Raw genomic sequence first — 19,227 nt, 5'->3', positions numbered from 1 at the left:
ATTACAAGTAAATACTTTCTCATTTATGAGGTTAAACTTTTATTTTTGACCTATCTTAAGATTTGATATTCATGGACAATCTGTCATACCTAAGTAATGCACACGCATCTTATATAGATTCTCTGTACCAGTCATATAAGGAAGATCCGGAATCAGTAGATTTTGGCTGGCAGAAATTTTTTGAAGGTTTCGATTTTGGAAGAGAATCGGAGCCAGTTAGTGCCTCTGAAACACCACAGAATTTGTTGAAGGAGATCAATGTGATGAACATGATCTATGGCTACAGACAAAGGGGACACTTGTTTACCAATACCAACCCGGTTCGTGAACGTAGGAAATACTTTCCAGGCAAGGAGCTTGAGACGTTTGGCTTGAGCGAAAGCGATCTGGACACCGTATTTAATGCTGGTGTAGAAGTTGGCCTGGGCCCGGCGAAGCTGCGTGATATCCACGCCCTGCTGGAACAAACCTATTGCCAGTCTATCGGTGCTGAGTTTGTTTATATCAGGAATCCGGAGAAGATGGCCTGGTTTAAAAAGAGGATGGAGTCAGAGCGGAACACGCCTAACCTTCCTCTGGATACCAAAAAAAGAATTCTTAAAAAGCTTAACGAAGCAGTTGTGTTTGAGAATTTCCTGGGTACAAAGTTCCTGGGTCAAAAGCGTTTCTCACTAGAGGGCGCTGAGAGTCTCATCCCGGCGCTGGATTTTGTGATTGAGAGAGGTGCTGATCTGGGTGTTGAAGAGTTTGTTATCGGTATGGCACATCGTGGCCGTCTGAACGTGCTTGCCAACATCATGAACAAGACCTATAAAGATATTTTCGCTGAGTTTGAGGGTAAGGGGTATGATGAAACAAAGTCATACGGAGGAGACGTAAAGTATCACCTCGGCTTTTCTACAGACGTGGAAACCAAGTCGGGCAGAAAAGTTCATTTGAGCTTATGTCCGAATCCGTCTCACCTGGAAACGGTAGATCCGATCGTTGAAGGAATCAGCCGTTCGAAGATCGACTTCAAATACGGCGGCGACAATACAAAGCTTGCTCCTATATTGATCCATGGTGATGCTTCGGTAGCAGGACAGGGTATCGTGTACGAGGTTCTGCAAATGGCTAAGCTTGATGGTTACAAAACTGGGGGAACTATTCACCTGGTGATCAACAATCAGGTAGGGTTTACGACCAACTTCAAGGATGCCCGTTCATCAACTTACTGTACTGATATCGCGAAGCTGACGCTTTCACCGGTGTTCCATGTGAATGGGGACGATGTGGAGGCGCTTATCTATGCTATCAATATCGCAGTTGAATACCGCCAGAAATACAAGAATGATGTGTTCATCGATATTTTGTGCTACCGTAGATACGGTCACAATGAGTCGGATGAGCCTAAGTTCACACAGCCGCTTCTTTACAAGGCTATTGAGCAGCATCCTAATCCGAGAGAGATTTATAACAAGAAACTCATGGACAATGGAACAGTTGATGCCAACCTTGCCAAGGAGATGGAAAAGGATTTCCGGAATCTTTTGCAGGAACGCCTTAATGAGTCGAAGCAGAGCAATGTATATGAGCCAAATCCGATGTATTCGGGTGCATGGTCAGGATTGAGGTCTTCAACTCCTGAAGATTTCGACATCCCTGCGCAGACCGCTGTTTCGAGAGAAGAGCTGCTATCGATTGCTGATACGATTACTACGCTCCCTAAGGATAAGAAGATCTTCCGAAAGATTGAGAAGCTTTTCGAAGACAGAAGGAAGATGGTTGAGAACAATTCTCTCGACTGGGCTATGGGCGAGCTTCTTGCATACGGAACACTGTTGAGTGAGGGTTTCCGAGTAAGGCTGAGTGGGCAGGACGTGGAAAGAGGTACATTCTCTCACCGTCACGCTGTGGTTAAAGTTGAAGATTCGGAGGAGGAATTTGTTCCATTACTTCAATTGAAAAATGGTGACAAGCCTGTTAAGTTTGATATATACAACTCACACCTGTCTGAATATGGGGTGTTAGGGTTTGAGTATGGTTACGCGCTGGCTAACCCACAGTCGTTAACGCTTTGGGAGGCACAGTTTGGTGATTTTGTTAATGGAGCGCAGATTATTCTTGATCAATACCTGGTCAGTGCGGAAACGAAGTGGCAACGTTCTAACGGCGTGGTCCTGTTGCTTCCACACGGCTATGAAGGTCAGGGTCCTGAGCATTCATCAGCAAGAATGGAGCGGTTCCTGGAATCATGTGCGGAATACAACATTCAGGTTGCAAACTGTACTACTCCTGCTAATTACTTCCACATGCTGCGCCGTCAGCTGAAGCGTGATTTCCGCAAGCCTTTAGTTGTTTTCACTCCGAAGAGCTTGTTGAGAAATCCATTGTGTGTGAGTCCGATTGAAGATTTTACAGATGGTCAGTTCCAGGAAGTAATTGACGATACGCTGGTAAAAGCTAAAGACGTTAAGCGCGTCGTATTCTGTACGGGCAAGGTATATTATGACTTGCTTGAAAAACAGAAAGTAGACTCGCGGATGGATGTAGCAATTGTTCGTTTGGAGCAGATTTATCCTTTGCCTATTAAGAAGCTGGAAGCTATACAGAACAAGTACACCGAAGCAACAGAATTCTATTGGGTTCAGGAAGAACCGGAAAATATGGGTGCATGGCCGTTCCTTTGCCGCAAATTCAGGAATATTGATATCGACCTGAAGGTGATTTCACGTAAGGAAAGCAGCAGCACGGCTACAGGATATGCTAAACAGCACGTTTCGCAGCAGCTATATGTTATCGGTAAGGCATTTGAAGACACCGCCGGAAAACAGGTAAAGAAATCAGTAATTAAAACCACCAAAAAAGTGGTTAACGTAGATTAGTCGTATAAATAAAAATAACATTATGAGTTTAGATATCAAAGTTCCGCCGGTAGGAGAGTCGATTTCAGAAGTAACCTTGTCGCAATGGAAGAAGAGTGATGGTGATCACGTTGAAATGGATGAAGTTATCGCTGAACTTGAATCTGATAAAGCAACTTTTGAATTAACAGCATCAGCTGCAGGAACACTTAAGGTGATTGCTGCTGAAGGAGATACTCTCGAAATTGGTGCTGTTGTGTGTTCTATTGAAGAAGGAGCTGCATCTGGAGCTAAAGCAGAGGGTGCAAGTCCCGCTGAAGCCCCTGCTGAATCTTCAGAAAATGAAAGCACCGCAAAGGCACCTGCTCAGGCGGGTTCGGAAGTAGAAATTAAAGTTCCACCGGTTGGTGAGTCTATTACCGAGGTTACCCTTTCACGGTGGATCGTAGCGGATGGCGAGACTGTAGAAATGGATCAGCAGATTGCTGAACTGGAGTCTGACAAAGCTACCTTCGAACTTACAGCAGAAACTGCGGGAGTTTTAAGCCATATTGCAGAAGAGGGTGCTACCCTTGCAATAGGAGATGTAGTATGCAAGATCGCTTCCGGTGGAAGCAAGCCTGCTGCTGCACCTGCAACAAATAATCAAGCTTCTACTCAGGCAGCTGCGGATAAAGCGCCTGGCTATGCAGCCGGAACACCATCTCCATCAGCAGGAAAGATTCTTGCAGAGAAAGGTGTTGATCCTGCATCAGTAAAAGGATCAGGCGTGGCAGGTCGCATCACGAAAGAAGATGCGATGAATGCACAGAAGCCATCTGCGCAGGCTGCTGCTCAACCGGCGGCTAAGAAGCCTGAACCGGCTTCAGCCCCTGCTGCTGTAGTATCGGGATCACGCAACGAGCGGAGAGTGAAGATGACTCCTCTGCGTAAGACTGTGGCAAAGCGTCTGATTGCTGTAAAGAGTGAGACGGCTATGCTGACCACATTCAATGAGGTTGACATGAAGCCGATCATGGATTTACGTGCTCAGTATAAGGAGAAGTTCAAAGAGAAACATGGTGTAGGGCTTGGCTTTATGTCGTTCTTCACCAAGGCAGTTTGCGAAGCGTTAAAGGAATTCCCTGCGGTGAACGCCAGAATAGAGAAGGAAGAGATTGTTTATAGCGATTTCGCCGATGTATCTATTGCTGTATCGGCTCCGAAGGGACTTGTTGTTCCGGTAATAAGGAATGCTGACGCGATGAGCCTTGCTGAAATCGAGAAAGCTGTTTTAGGTCTGGCGTTAAAGGCAAGAGAAAATAAGCTTACCCTTGAAGAAATGACCGGAGGTACCTTCACGATCACTAATGGTGGTGTATTTGGTTCAATGATGTCAACTCCGATTATCAACGCTCCTCAATCTGCCATTCTCGGTATGCACAATATCGTTGAGAGACCGGTTGCCATCAAAGGGCAGGTGGTTATCAGACCGATGATGTATCTTGCGTTATCTTACGATCACCGGATTATTGACGGTCGCGAGTCTGTGAGCTTCCTGGTTAGAGTGAAGCAATTGCTGGAAGATCCTGCAAGGCTTCTTCTGGGCGTATAATCATAAAGCAAAATTAAAAAAGAGAGGCTGTTTCTAAACGATTCAGCCTCTTTTTCGTTTCTTAGTAATTGCTTGCTGGAGGCGAATGCATATATGGTTGATTGCGCAGGGAGGGAGCAGCTGCATCTGCACAGCTTTATCGCCAATGTTAACCGTAAGTGGTGGTGAATATGACGGATGGGGCTAAGATTTTTCACCAGACATTTATCAAACGATAAAATAGATCGCAAAGCGGCTTTCGGGGTAAATAAGAGAGGAGAAATGTGATGCAATTTTGAGTTTAGGCAGAAAAAAAGAAAGCTCCGGGCCGCACCGCCCGAAACTTTGTGGAAATAAATAAGTGTGTAGCTATATTTAGACGAAAGTTACGAAATATGTTACAGTAGAACAAAGAAAATCTATAGGTAACAGATATTTTAAGGTAGTTACCGGAACAATCATAGTTTTGTTTGTGAATTAAAGAACCCTCTATAAATGGAGTTAATAGTAGTAAAAGATTCCGCTCATGTAAATGAGTTTTTACAGTTACCATTGTACATTTACCAAAACGATCCCAATTATATCCGCCCTCTAGACAGTGATGTTGAATCAGTGTTTCATGAGGAAACAAACAAGTTCTATGAGGAAGATAACTGCATCAGGTGGATCCTCCGGGATTCGGGAGGGAAGACAATCGGCCGTATTGCAGCTTTTATTAACCGCTATACCGCGTTCACCTTTGATCAGCCCACGGGCAACATCGGTTTCTTTGAATGTATAGACAACCGTGAAGCAGCTTTCCTGCTATTTGATGCTGCAAGAGATTGGTTGGCTTCCAAGAACATGGAGGCCATGGACGGACCCGTAAACCTCGGAAGCAGGGAAAGATGGTGGGGACTCCTTGTAGAAGGCTTTCACCCGCCTTCCTACTGCTGCAATTACAATTTGCCTGTTTACCAGTCGTTTTTTGAAGAATATGGTTTCAAAGTATTCTTCAAGCAGCATACCTACCTCCGGAATGTCATGGAACGGCTCAATAAGGCCTACTATGCGGTTGCGGAGCGGATCTTCAGAAATCCGGACTATGAATTCAGGACCGTAGATAAATCGCACCTCGACAAGTTTATAGAGGATTTTCGTACGGTCTATAATACCGCATGGGTAAATCACGAGGGGATAGGTGAGATGACGAAGGAGGAGGCTGATAAGACGATCAGATCAATGAAACCCGTTATTGATGAAGAGATCGCCTGGTTTGCCTATCATAAGGGAGAACCAATAGGGTTCTTTCTGAGCATCCCTGAGTTGAACCAGCTCTTTGTAAAGTATGCCAAAGGTAAACTGACTCTGCCAGTTAAGTTGCGTTTGCTGTATAACAAGCTTACGCGAAGGTGTAAGACGATGTATGGGCTTGTTTTCGGCGTTATCCCTCAGCATCAAAAAAGAGGGGTGGAGGTTGCGATGATCGTGTCTGCTTCGAACGCTTTGCTGAAGAGCGGCGCATATAAGGAGGTGCAGATGAACTGGATCGGTGATTTTAACCCCCGCATGATGCATATTGCGGAACAGATTGGAGCAAAGATATATAAGACGCATCATACCTATAGGTACCTGTTCGACCGAACGACAGAATTTAAACGACATCCCCTCATTTAATACCTCTTTTTTAGAGGAGGAACCTTAACTTTGTAGTAAACAAACTCAATATGCAATACGATGTTACAGTAATAGGTAGCGGACCTGGTGGTTATGTAGCCGCCATTCGTTGTGCCCAACTTGGACTCAAAACCGCTATCATCGAAAAATACGAAACATTTGGGGGGACATGCCTCAACGTGGGTTGTATTCCTTCAAAAGCACTGCTTGACTCTTCTGAACATTTTTACAACGCTGCTCATACATTCCAAACACATGGAATTAATCTGACGGACCTTCAGGTAGATATCAATCAGATGATTGCGCGAAAAAACCAGGTGGTTCAGGAGAATACATCCGGCATTACTTATTTGCTGAAGAAAAACAAAATCACTTCTTATACAGGTGTAGGTTCATTTCAAGATAAGAATACAATCGTAGTTCAGAAGAATGATGGCTCTCAGGAGACGATCACTTCAAAAAACGTGATTATTGCAACGGGATCAAAACCTACAGCACTTCCGTTCCTGCCCATTGATAAGAAGCGGATCATCACGTCGACAGAGGCTCTGAATCTCACTGAGATTCCCAAACACCTGATTGTAATCGGGGGAGGAGTCATAGGTCTGGAACTGGGATCTGTATATGCCCGTCTGGGTGCTAAGGTAACCGTTGTGGAATTCCTGGATTCCATAATTGCCACTATGGACACTACAATGGGCAAGGAACTTCAAAAGTCACTGAAGAAAATCGGCTTTGAGTTCCTCTTAAGTCACAAAGTTACCGGAGCAACTGTAGAGGGTGATCAGGTTACCGTCTCTGCTCAAAGTCCGAAAGGAGAAACTGTTACTCTGGAAGGCGATTACTGTATAGTAGCTGTCGGCAGAACGGCCTACACAGAAGGACTTGGCCTCGAGAAGATAGGGATTCAGGTTGAAGATCGTGGTAAGAAGATTACCGTAGATGAACATCTTGAAACATCTGTGAAAGGCGTATATGCGATCGGAGACGTGGTTAAAGGTGCCATGCTTGCTCATAAGGCAGAAGAAGAAGGTGTCTTCGTTGCAGAAACGATAGCAGGACAGAAGCCCCATATTAACTATAACCTGATTCCGGGAGTTGTGTATACCTGGCCAGAGGTTGCGAGTGTAGGTGCTACTGAGGGAGAACTGAAGCAAAAAGGCACAAAGTATAAGCTGGGCTCTTTCCCGTTTAAGGCTAGCGGTCGTGCCCGTGCAAGTATGGATACTGATGGTTTAGTAAAGGTGTTAGCAGACGCGTCTACAGACGAGATTCTCGGGGTGCATATTATCGGTCCCCGTGCTGCAGATATGATTGCAGAGGCTGTTGTTGCAATGGAATTCAGAGCATCAGCAGAAGACATTGGTAGAATCAGTCACGCACATCCTACCTACACAGAAGCGTTCAAAGAAGCGGCATTAGCAGCTACAGAGAATAGAGCGATACATATTTAAAGAAGAGCACCGCAATGAACAAGGTGCTAGTCTAGTAGAGAATTAGCAAAGAAGGCTACCTGATTAGGTAGTCTTCTTTGTTTAATTAGTTATTTAGCGGTGGCGTACCGGATTCCTCCAAGGATGTGTTTTAGGAACAGGGGCTCGGTATAGCTTTCGTCGGTATGCCCTCCTCCCGTGTAAAAAGCTCTTCCTCCATCAAATTCGTGATACCAGGCGATAGGGTGATGAGAGCCATTCTTGCCGCCCGAATAGCTGGATTCGTCCAGATTTGCGAGAACCTTTATGTCGGGACTGATACTCTTGAAATTGTACCATTCGTCGGTCCGCTTCCATGAAGCTGGGAGGAACTTTGTAGATATATGTTTTTTATTAATGACCTGTATGGTTGCTGGTTGAATATGAGGATGGTTTGAGAAGTAAGCCCCAACTAATTTGTTATACCATGGCCATGTATATTCTGTATCTGTAGCGGCATGGATGCCCACAAACCCTTTACCTGAGCGGATGTATTTCTCAAATCCAGTTTGCTCTGCGTCATCCATAATGTCTCCGGTTGTATTCAAGAAAACAACAGCGTCATACTGATGAAGAGTCGATGAAGAAAAAACAGAGGAGTTTGCAGTTGTGTCTACCTCAAACTGATTCTTGCGGCCTAATTCCTGTATAGCGCGAATCCCTATGGGGATAGATTTATGGTAAAACCCTGCAGTCTTGAAAAACACGAGTATACGTGTCTCACGCTTGGTAAAGTTTGAGGCGGAAATAAAAAGCACTGAAGCGCTCAGCAGAAGCGTTGAAATAAAGAAATATCGTCTGTTAGGCATATGATGGTTGTATAATCTAATATAGCAAAACTAATGCTTACTAAGGATGAAGTTTAACATGGCGACGATCACGACATCTTCTCAGCAACTAATTGACTGCGCCATTAAGGTAAATTGGATTTCGGTTCTATTGGCGTAGTGCCAGGAAACAGAAGGGCCTCATGAAATCCCATGAGGCCCTTCTGTTTGAATTTTAAAGATTAATAGAATGTTGTTCTGCGCTTACCAGTTAGGGTTTTGCATAGCTGCCTTTTCTTCGTTAGTGAGCAGCTTGCCACCTTTCTTTAGCAAATCTAAGAAGCTTTGTGGCACCGGGCGAAGGTAATGTTTGTTCTCAATAGGTTTAGCTTCATCATTGAACGCAACAGCACGGCTAACCAGCGTTTTTGTTCTGGCTAAATCTTCCCATCTCATCAGCTCTCCCATCAGTTCGCGCGACCTTTCGTTCAGTATGAAGTGTATAAACTTATCACCGTTAGATACTGCTCCGACTTTGTCGTACATCTCACTATTGGAATTAAATATCTCATCGGCACTCTTGAGAGTTAGGTTATTGACCGTGCTTTCTGTAATAGGCGCCGCTATATTATTTGATTCATAATAGGTATTCTTGTCAGAATAGGATACAAACGCTGAAGGGTTTGTTGCAGGATTGGTTTTATATGCGAGTCCACCATCAGCATAAGAGGCGCGATCTTCTCCTGCTTTGAAAGCAGCCCTTTCGCGCACTTTGTTGAGGTAAGGAAGTGCTTGTGCATACTGTCCCAAACGTCCGTAAGCCTCTGCAGCTATCAGATACGTTTCTGCAACACGTGCCAGAATTCCGTCACGTCTTCCAAACTGACTTGCGACGTCTGCCCGTGAACCATCCATGAATTTCGATAGAGCAACAAACTTTGTCGGGTCAATCTTACCGAAGTTTCCGTGTGCGTTAACAAACGATTGAGCCTCACCTGCAAAGTACCTTACAAACATATGTGGAGCACGCCTTCCAACGTTTGTTGGAAGACTGACGTCTGCTTTATTCGGGTCAGAACTTGTGTATCGGGTATCTCCGGCATTATTTACAATGTACAGAATGGATTCCTGGCCGCCGGTAAATTTCGGTTTACCCACTAATTCTGGACTAGGCGCCAATTGAGCAGTCCATACAGGCGCATTCGCCGGCCTGTTACTCAAATAACGGGTTCTGAAGCTTTTCCAGAAGCGTGAATCATTTACGCGATCAAAGACGTCGAGTGCATAGTCGGTTGATCTTAGTCTCTGAAACTCACGGTCACCAGCTAAATCCCGTTGCATACCTGCAAGGTTTTGGTAAACCGATGGGTAATATAGATGGACCTGGTTGCCGTATCTGCCCTGAGTTGCCGTATTCGACGAAAACTGTGCTGACAAAATGATCTCGGACAATTTTTCATTAGGACCATCAACATCTGTGTATTCCCAGATCTGTCTGAAGTTTGGTGCTAGTGTATGACGGCCACTGTTGATAACGAGGTCAGCATACTTTATAGCTTCCTGGAGATCGTTCTGTCTGGTGGCACTGTTCCAGTCGTTATATAGTTCGCTTGCACGCGTTAAATACGCTTTTGCGAGGAAGTGAGCGGCTGCCCACTTGGTGATGCGGCCAGGCTCTGCTGGAGCATCAGGCAACAGGGTGTAAGCCTCCGTGAAATCTTTTATGACCTGTTCGAAGACCTCCTGAGCAGAGTTACGTGTAAACTCCTCTTCGATACTGGTTGACGGAATCAACTTAATGGGTACACCTCCGTATTGTTTAACCAGTTTAAAGTAGTCGAAGGCGCGCATAAAGTATCCCTCACCTAATCTGGTGTTTTTGTTAGCTCCCTCTCCGTAATAAACCGGAATATTCTCAATTACGATGTTAGCCGAATTGATGTTACCGTACATATTATTCCATACGTCGGTAACGTGCGGTGTAAGAGAGTTTAGGCTGGCATCGTAGGAGTTCCACATCTGCATGCCCCGATCTCCTCCGACTGAAAACTCATCAGCCCCATAGCTGGTCGTCGTATAGGCCCACTCATAGTTAAAATGGAAGCGAAGGCTCTGATACATTCCTATCACCAGGTCATCTAAACCTTTCTGCGTTTTAAAGTCATCCACATTCCTGGCGGTTACAAGATTTTCTTCCAGAAAGCTCTTCTTGCAAGATGTAGGTACAGTCAGCGTAGCTGATAATAGTGCTGTAGTATATAGTAATTTTGATATTCTGTTCATGGTATTTATTTTAATCGTTAAAGCTAAAATCCAACGTTTAATCCGAACACAAATCCTCTGTTGAATGTAGAGCCACCCAGATCCGGGTCAATCCAGTCGATTTTAGAGTAGAGCAGTCCAGGATTCAAGATTTGCGCATATAGTTTAACATTCGATACATGCAGTCTGCTGCTTGCGCTTTTTGGAAGATTGTAGCCTAAAGAAACATTGCGAACTTTGATAAATGATCCATCCTGGTAGTTCATAGAACTCTTGTATGTATCACCGGCTGCACTTGCCCATCTTGGTGCAGGATAATTATTAGTTGGATTCGTAGGTGTCCAATAGTCTACAACACGTTGAGCAAAACGTCCCTGCAGAGACTCCGCACCGGTTTCTATCTGGAATCCCCAGCGGGCATACATGAAGAACGACAGATCCCAGTTTTTATAGGTAAAAGAGTTTGTAAGACCAGCAGTCCAGTCAGGGTTGCGGTGACCTACAATCTTTCTATCATTATTTGCATCAATCTTATAATCTCCATTTAGGTCAGCTACCCGGATACTGCCCGGTTTGAAATGGCTGTTCGCGCTTGCGATGTTTGCGTTAAATTTGTCCATTTCAATTTTGTCCTCAGGAGTGTCTTGCCAAATTCCTTCCTTCACAAAGTCATAAAATACGCCCAGACGTTCGTCAATGAACCATTTGTTGGTGATATCATCCTGTCTTCCGTTTGCAACTTCAACAATCCTGTCTCTGTTGATTGAAAAGTTTAATGTAGAAGTCCAGTCGAAGTTTGACTTCTTGATATTTACTGTAGTAAGTGACAGATCAATCCCTTTATTAGCAGTCACACCAATATTGGACAAACTTGTTGTATAGCCATTAATAGGGTTTATGCTCCTTAACATTAGCAAATCGTCTGTCCGTGATTTGTACGCATCCAGTGATCCGCTGATTCTTCCGTTGAAAAAGTCGAAGTCTAATCCTATGTTCCATTGAGTGGTGTGTTCCCATCCCAAATTAGGATTTGGCATAGAAATAACGTCGTCAGCTGCCAACGAAGGATCTGATGATACGTAACCAGGAACAACCGTATTACCCCAGGTGTAATAGAGAGTGGACAGTGCACCCTTACTTGTATATGGTGGTACAGCCGCATTTCCGGTGCTACCTACTCCCAATCTGGCTTTAAGTTGACTGATCCATGGGGTATTGCTTAGAAAAGCTTCTTTGTCAAGTCTCCAGGCTATGGAAGCAGCAGGAAAGAAATCCCAGTTATTTCCGCCGGCAAGTCTTGATGATCCATCCCATCTGGCAGATGCAGTGAACAGGTATTTGTCAGAGAAGCTATAATTCACACGTCCCATGTAAGAAGTGAGGGTACTCTCTACCAGATCAGATCCAAAGGAGTACAAGTTACTTACCGAGTTCAAGCTATTCCACTTCTGACTAGTCCATGGCAATCCTCTCGCAATCATTGAAGAGCCTTCCTCGGTGTTGGAAGATGCTGTCTGCAGCAAAGTAATACCGAAGTCATGCTTCTCAGCAATGGTTTTATTATAGTATAATAAGTTATCGAGCGTCCAGGCAAAGCGATTTCTCTGAATCAGCTGCGCTTCATTTACTGAACTCGGCTCTCCACCACCTCTGTTGATAGACTTGGCGTCTGCCCAGCGGCCATTACGAAGATTGTAAAAATCCGGGCCGAAGTTCACCCTGTATTTAAGACCTTCAATAATATTCACTTCAGCGTACAAGCTACCTAAAGTACGCAGTACCTTTCTTTCATTAATGTTGTACTCATCTTCACCTACCGGATTGATAATATTGATATCGCTTCCTGGTAAGTTAATTCGGTTTCCGTTATCATCAAAAGGCACAGTATAAGGAAGCATGCCCTGAGCTGCGAAGTATAGGTTTCCAGGGCCGGTTGCATTGCTTGTGGCGAATCCGTAGTTCTGGATACCGTATGTGGTTGTAATATTACCTCCAAAGGAGAACCACTTTACCGGTTTCAGATCGGCACTAAACTTTCCGGTATAGCGCTCATAGTCCTGGCCTAGCTGAGTTCCACCCTGTGATAGATACCCGAAAGAACCATAGGCAGTCATCTTATCTGTTCCTCCACTCGCGCTGATAATATGATCCTGCGTAATTCCGGTTTCAAGCATCATATCGGTCCAGTTCGTTGTCGGAACTTTGCTTCCATCCCAGACTCCGCCTTCCCAACCCTTTAGAACATTGCGCCACGCATATTTATCCTGAGCAAATAGTGCAGAATCTGAAGCACGTGTAGGGGTGTAGATCTGGTTTGCGTCTCTTCTGAACTTGATATATTGCTCAGAGTTCATCATTTCCGTCCGGTCATACATCTTTTCAATAGTGGCCGTTCCAACATAATTCAAAGAAAGACTTCCCGCTTTTCCCCTTTTAGTTGTTACTAATACTACACCATTAGCACCTCGTGAGCCATATATAGCAGTTGCGGATGCATCCTTTAAGATGTCAATTTTTTCAATATCATTAGGATTGATCGCTTCAATACCTCCTGCAGCGAGAGGAATGTTATCGACCACATACAAGGGGTCGTTGGAGGCCTTCAGCGAGCGGGCTCCACGAATCAGGATTTTTCCCATTTCACCTGGTCGCTCGTTTGATGTGATATCCACACCGGCAGCTTTTCCCTGAACAGCCTGCAGGGCGTTCTGTACTGGTCTTGAACGGATCTCCTCCGCGCCAACACTTACAACAGAGCCTGTAACGTCAGATTTCTTCACAATGTTATATCCCACAACCACAACCTCATCAAGTGCCTTTACATCTTCCAGGAGAACAATGTTCACTGACGTTTTCCCTGCAATTGACACTTCTTTCGTGGTAAAACCCATGTAAGAGACCACCAACGTTCCGTTTACATGGTCTGTAGGAACTCTTAAAGAGAAAGTTCCATTGGCGCCCGTGGCAGCACCGATATTTGTGCCCTTGATCTTAATGCTGACACCGGGGAGAGATTCTCCTTTGTTGTCCGTTACTTTGCCGCTAAGCGTTATATCAGCAGCAGCGGCAGAGCTTTTCACTGCTGCCTCCTGTCTGGCTAACGCTTCAGCAGTTTCGTTGTCGGTAGCTCTGTTCAGCACGATCTGATTGTTAACAACCTGATAGGTGATGCCCCTGCTTTTCAGAAGATCACTCAAAACCTCCGACAGCTTCTCCGATTCGGCGGAATAAGAAGCCTCCTGGTTAGCGTCTATCACGTTCTCGCTATACACGAACTTAACACCGGCAGACCTCTCGATCCCCGATAATATCGTTTTCAATTTTGCCGATGGATAGTTGATCTTAACTGCGGTATTCAATACCCCCTGAGCCTTGCCAGGAGCTGCATAAGTAACACAGCAAAAGATCATTACCGCCAACAGCTGACTTAGTGTAATCTTCATAATGTACCAAAAGTCTTTGGAAGGGTGTAAATAAAAATTCATACTTTTAATTGTTTTATTTAGCTATAAATGAGACATTAAAAACCTTATACACCATGGTGTACATGTCTTTATGGTTGGTTTTTTCGGCTGAGAAGTGTGTGCGCGCTTCTTAGCCTTTTTTACATTGTTAGTTTGCTTGGAAATCTTACGTCATGTTTAGTTAGTTTATATTTCAGGTTTATTATTCTTTGGCGAGGACTATCGTCTCATCTTCGAAACCGAGGTTTATATTCAAAGATCTGTTCATCAGATCGAGTATCACAGGCAGGCTCAATCCCGTGAAATCAGCCTTTAATGTCAGGGCTTTTACTGCCTGACTGCTGACCATTAGCTTTACATTGAAATTGGTTTTGAGTACATCCAGAACCTCTGATACTGGGGTGTTATCAAATACAAACGACTTCCGCTCCCAAATCCTAAGTTCAGCCTCCGTTCCACTGCTTTTTTCGAGCAGCTGCTTACTTTCCTTATACACCACCTTTTGTTTCGGTAATACATATAGGCCATCCACCTGCTTGCCTTTAGCCTGACGAGTATACACGAATACCTTGCCCGATACTACCGATAGCCGGGGAGCTGCTTTGCCGTCAGCCCTGATGCTAAAGCTGGTTCCTAAAACACGGGTATCGAATTTCTCGGTATGGATGATAAAAGGGTGGAGGGTATCTCGCTTTACATCAAAGAAGGTTTCACCCTTCATCACAATGCGCCGATAATTCTGAACGAATGGGAGCTGATAACGTATGGTTGTTTCCGGCTTCAGCCATAGACTGCTGCCGTCAGGCAGGATAACATTCTTCAGCAATCGGGTGTTATTGGTAATAAAAACAGTTTCGATATTGTTCTTATCAGCTTCTTTGATAAACAGATGATTGAGAGCCGACAGTGCAATAATTAGCGATGCTGCAACCAGCCCTAGCGCATAATACAGCCGGCGGGTATTACCCGGTTTTGGTACGCCGGTTTCATGGCGACTTATTTCATCTTTTACATTTTCCAGAATTCTCTTCCTGATCGAATTTCGCTCCTCGTCGTTTATTAACTCAGCTGGCTCGTCCGCTTTTTCGAAAGAGTCGTACCATTCCTGCACAACCTGCTCTTCTTCGGGGCTGCATTCCCGATTCAAGTACTTTTTAATAAGCAGGGGTGAAATCTTCATCAGGTCTTTAGAGTTTATAACTGGTATATAAGTACAGTGAGTTAACCAGGCTCTACCCCCTAACGGCAATGAAAAATTATAAAGAAGATATAAAAAGACTCAGTAGGAGAGTTCCTGCGTGCTTCAGGTTTACGCGGAGAGTGCGCAGCGCACGAGTCAGATGGTTTTCAACAGTTTTTTCAGAGATGCCCAATGAGAAAGCAATCTCTTTATTGGTGCGGAATTCCTTTCGGCTAAGCTCGTATACTTTGCGGCACTTCTCGGGTAATTTCTCCACTTCTGAACTGACGTTCCGCTTCAGCTCATTCCAGTCGAGCACCTCAAGCGTTGAGTTATCCACACCGTTATGAACATATGTAAAATAACTCTCATAAGCCTTCCGATTACATTCCTTCTGGAAGAATGCAAATACCATGTATTTAGCAGAAGTATAAAGATAGTTTTCGAAAGAGGAGTGGATAACAAGTTCCGCCCGCTTTATCCAAAGTGACGTGAAGATGTCCTGAACGATTTCCTCTGCAGCCTCCCGATTGCTCAGACGTCTATAGGCTGAGGAGTAAAGCCTGGACCAATATCTTTCATATAGTTCTTCAAATGCAAGCCTATCATTCTGCTTGAGCAGAATCAATAAGTTCGAATCCGAAAACTTCAAATATTGTCTCATCGTTACAGCCAGTTAGTCGCGGGTGCTTAGTTCAGGTTCTAAAAAGGTCGTTAAACTTAAGGCTATTGGAGCCGTTGCGCAACCTGTACTATCCTGTGCTGCATTGCTAAGATGTGGACAAAAAAAGCTCAGAAAGGTTGTTAACCCTTCTGAGCTTTCCGTATAGCAGAATGAACGACTAGTGAACTACTTCCAGTTCTTCCTGCTTCTTATCAGGTTCAACCATCATCGCTTCAATATTGTCGCCCTTCTTATCCCATCCTAAACGATGCATAATATTATCAAATGCTTCGTAGATAACCGGTACAATAACCAGTGTCAGGAACAGCGAGCTCATCAAACCTCCGATGATAACCCATGCAAGTCCATTTTTCCATTCGGCACCCGCACCCGATGCAATCGCAATAGGAAGCATACCGATAACCATCGCAATCGTCGTCATCAAAATTGGTCTTAAACGGGCATGGTTGGCCAGTATCAGAGATTCGCGTGTTGACTTTCCTTCAGCCTTCTGCTGATTGGTAAAGTCGACCAGGATGATCGCATTCTTAGCCACCAGACCGATCAGCATGATCAATCCAAGAATGGTAAAGATGCTCAGCGAATTGTTGGTTAATGCAAGAGCCAGCAACGCACCGATGATAGACAGCGGAATGGAGAACATCACCACGAACGGGTAAATATAGTTGTCATAAAGGGCCACCATGATCAGGTACACCATGATGATCGACATCAGCAATGCCATCCCCAGAGTACCGAAACCTTCCGACTGGTTCTCCATATCTCCACCAAATACATAGCTCACTCCGGTAGGTCTTTTCATGTCTTTAATCTGGGTCTCAATATCCGTGAAGACAGAACCTGTAGGACGTCCTACCACCTGAGACTGAACAGATACCTTGGTACTCTTATCCTGACGCTCAAGCTGACTCGGGCCAGATCCTTCTGTTACCGTAGCAAACTGCTCCAAACGAATACGCTCATCTTTTGAATTGATGAAAGTCAGACCTCTCACGTCATCTATGCTCTGCCTGTTATAGTCATCAAGTCTGATATTGATATCATACTCATACTCACCCTGGCGGAATTTACTGTCCGTATTACCGCTAAAGGCCGTCTGCATCGTTGCACCTACGGTCTGTAGAGAGAGTCCTAGCGACGACATCTTGTCACGGTCAACCTGAACCTTCACCTCCGGATTTCCACTCTCAACAGAAAGCTTAATTCCAGTGGTTCCTTCAATCTTCTCTACTTTTCCACGTACCACTTCAGCAAACTCCATTACACTCGGCAGATCCGGACCCATCACAATTACCTCAACAGGCGCTCTTTCCGCACTACCGAGGATACTCACCGGAGTAGTCGTAATCTTTGCACCCGCCAGGCTTGCAGACAGTTCCTTTCTCACCTTTGCTGCATAGACGTCCGACTGATCGGCACGTTCTTTACGCTCCACCAGCTGAACCGTAATCTCCGATTTATATGCTGTGGATTGGCTCGCACCCATTCCGTCGCTTGTCTGACCAACAGTGGTGATCATACGAGTGATCTCAGGTTTTTGGTTAAGGAGATTTTCTGCTTTAGATGTCATCAGGTTCGTCTGCTCGATCGAAGCGTCTTTAGGCATTTCAATCTGCACAATAAACTCTCCTCTGTCACTCTTCGGGAAGAACTCCGTCCCGATATATCCTGTCGCAAGTAAAGCTATAGACGCCACCAACATCAGAAACGTTCCAGCCAGTACGGTCTTCTTGTGGCCCAAAGACCAGGTAAGTATACCCGTGATCCACGCTGTGAACTTGTCCAGTCCTCTTTCAAATCGCAGGATTACACGCTCAAACACATTCTTTCCAGTAAGATGCTCCAGCTTTCCGAAACGGGAAGACAGTAGTGGAATGATCGTGAACGAGGTCAGCAAACTGAGCATCGTTGCGATAATTACCACCACGCAGAACTGCCTCAGAATATCCGAAACAAGACCTGTACTGATGGCAATAGGGAAGAACACGACTACAATTACCAGGGTAATCGATGTAACCGTAAACCCAATTTCCTTCGTCGCTTCATAAGCAGCTTTCACCCGGTTCTTGCCCATCTCCATGTGGCGGTAGATATTCTCCAGAACCACAATCGCGTCATCCACCAGGATACCTACAACCAGCGACAGTCCAAGGAGCGACATCAGGTTCAGTGTATAGCCGAACAGGCTGATTCCGATAAATGTAGCAATCAAAGAAGCCGGAATAGATACCATTACAATCGCCGCGTTCCTCAAACTGTGAAGGAAGAACAACATCACAAAGGCAACGAGTACAACTGCCAGGATAAGGTCATGGATAACCGCATCTGCAGATTCAAGCGTGTATATAGAGCTGTCTGAGGCAATCACCAGATTTAGCCCAACCTTTTTGTAATCCTGCTGCAGCTTATCGATGATCGTATGGATTCCCTTACTCACATCTACCGCATTCGCATCCGACTGTTTGATCACCTGCAATGCAATAGACGCTTTCCTGTCTACGCGGGCCAGCTTCTCTACATCTTTCTGTGCATCCTGCACGTCAGCAACATCACCTAGCCTTACCTGTATACCATTCTTGTCAGAGATAACCAGATTCCGCAGTTCTTCTACCGTCGCGTATTTACCGGCCAGACGAACCAGGATATCACGATCCTGTGTCTTTACAGATCCGGTCGGGAAGTCCAGATTGGAACCCTGTATGGTCTGTTGCACCGAAAGCAGTGACAGGTTATAAGCCTGAAGCTTATTGTCGTCGATACTTACCTGGATTTCACGTTCACGTCCGCCGATGATGTTCACCTGAGCAACTCCACTTACTCTCGAGATAGTCGGAACAATACGGTTGTCCATCAGGTCAAAGAACGATGCATCATCCATCGTAGATGTAGCCGACATTGTAATCACCGGAAGGTCATCTAAAGAGAACTTGTTCAGTGAAGGAGCCTCCGCATCATCAGGCAGTTCTGACAGGATGGCATTAACCTTTCTTTGCGCATCGTTCAATGCCAAATCCACGTCTGTTCCGCTATTCAGCGTAATAACAACCGACGAAAGGCTTTCATAGGATGTCGCGTTCAGCTTCTTGATGTTCTCCATCGAAGCTACCGCGTCCTCAATTTTTTTCGTTACCGTATTCTCTACCTCACTCGGTGACGCTCCCGGATATATCGTCGTTACCGAAACAACCGAAGGCGAAAATTTAGGAAGAAGCTCATAGCTGAGCGACGTATAACTTATATAGCCCAGAATGGAGAGTACCGTAAACAGTACCACCACGACCGTGGGTCTTTTGATCGATATTTCAGCAATTTTCATCTGACTAGT

At 45.0% G+C, this 19,227-nt stretch carries 10 protein-coding genes; 4 read left to right on the top strand and 6 right to left on the bottom strand.

What is annotated here, in order from left to right; genetic code table 11:
* The first annotated feature begins 71 nt into the window (after window positions 1–71).
* From ACO1NU_RS17325 to lpdA, 4 genes are all read left to right on the top strand, one after another.
* Window positions 72–2,864: a 2-oxoglutarate dehydrogenase E1 component gene (locus ACO1NU_RS17325; RefSeq protein ID WP_448819761.1), complete on the top strand. Its 2,793-nt coding sequence runs from the start codon at window positions 72–74 to the stop codon at window positions 2,862–2,864.
* A gap of 22 nt (window positions 2,865–2,886) precedes the next feature.
* A complete protein-coding gene (gene odhB, locus ACO1NU_RS17320; RefSeq protein WP_448819760.1) occupies window positions 2,887–4,437 on the top strand; it encodes a 2-oxoglutarate dehydrogenase complex dihydrolipoyllysine-residue succinyltransferase in 1,551 nt (516 codons plus the stop codon).
* A gap of 474 nt (window positions 4,438–4,911) precedes the next feature.
* On the top strand, window positions 4,912–6,072 hold the full coding sequence (locus tag ACO1NU_RS17315) for a hypothetical protein (protein WP_448819759.1): 1,161 nt from the start codon (window positions 4,912–4,914) through the stop codon (window positions 6,070–6,072).
* 50 nt (window positions 6,073–6,122) lie between these two features.
* Entirely contained in the window at window positions 6,123–7,526 is a 1,404-nt protein-coding gene (lpdA, locus tag ACO1NU_RS17310) for a dihydrolipoyl dehydrogenase (protein WP_448819758.1), read from the top strand.
* Window positions 7,527–7,615: 89 nt separating this feature from the next.
* Here the strand turns inward: lpdA and ACO1NU_RS17305 are convergent, their stop codons facing one another.
* From ACO1NU_RS17305 to ACO1NU_RS17280, 6 genes are all read right to left on the bottom strand, one after another.
* Window positions 7,616–8,353: a ThuA domain-containing protein gene (locus ACO1NU_RS17305; protein WP_448819757.1), complete on the bottom strand. Its 738-nt coding sequence runs from the start codon at window positions 8,351–8,353 to the stop codon at window positions 7,616–7,618.
* Between the two features lie 222 nt (window positions 8,354–8,575).
* Entirely contained in the window at window positions 8,576–10,594 is a 2,019-nt protein-coding gene (locus ACO1NU_RS17300; protein ID WP_448819756.1) for a RagB/SusD family nutrient uptake outer membrane protein, read from the bottom strand.
* A gap of 23 nt (window positions 10,595–10,617) precedes the next feature.
* Window positions 10,618–14,016, bottom strand: coding sequence for a TonB-dependent receptor (locus ACO1NU_RS17295; protein WP_448819755.1), 3,399 nt, complete (start codon window positions 14,014–14,016; stop codon window positions 10,618–10,620).
* A 223-nt stretch (window positions 14,017–14,239) separates the two neighbouring features.
* On the bottom strand, window positions 14,240–15,217 hold the full coding sequence (locus ACO1NU_RS17290) for a FecR family protein (RefSeq protein ID WP_448819754.1): 978 nt from the start codon (window positions 15,215–15,217) through the stop codon (window positions 14,240–14,242).
* Window positions 15,218–15,293: 76 nt separating this feature from the next.
* The gene (locus tag ACO1NU_RS17285) at window positions 15,294–15,881 is read right to left on the bottom strand and encodes an RNA polymerase sigma-70 factor (RefSeq protein WP_448819753.1); all 588 of its coding nucleotides are present in this window, start codon (window positions 15,879–15,881) and stop codon (window positions 15,294–15,296) included.
* Between the two features lie 178 nt (window positions 15,882–16,059).
* Window positions 16,060–19,218 carry an efflux RND transporter permease subunit gene (locus tag ACO1NU_RS17280; protein WP_448819752.1) on the bottom strand — a complete coding sequence of 1,053 codons (3,159 nt, stop codon included), beginning with the start codon at window positions 19,216–19,218 and terminating at the stop codon, window positions 16,060–16,062.
* Window positions 19,219–19,227: the final 9 nt, after the last annotated feature.

It is taken from the genome of Arcticibacter sp., from assembly GCF_053551015.1.
This window is presented reverse-complemented; position numbering and strand designations above follow the sequence as displayed.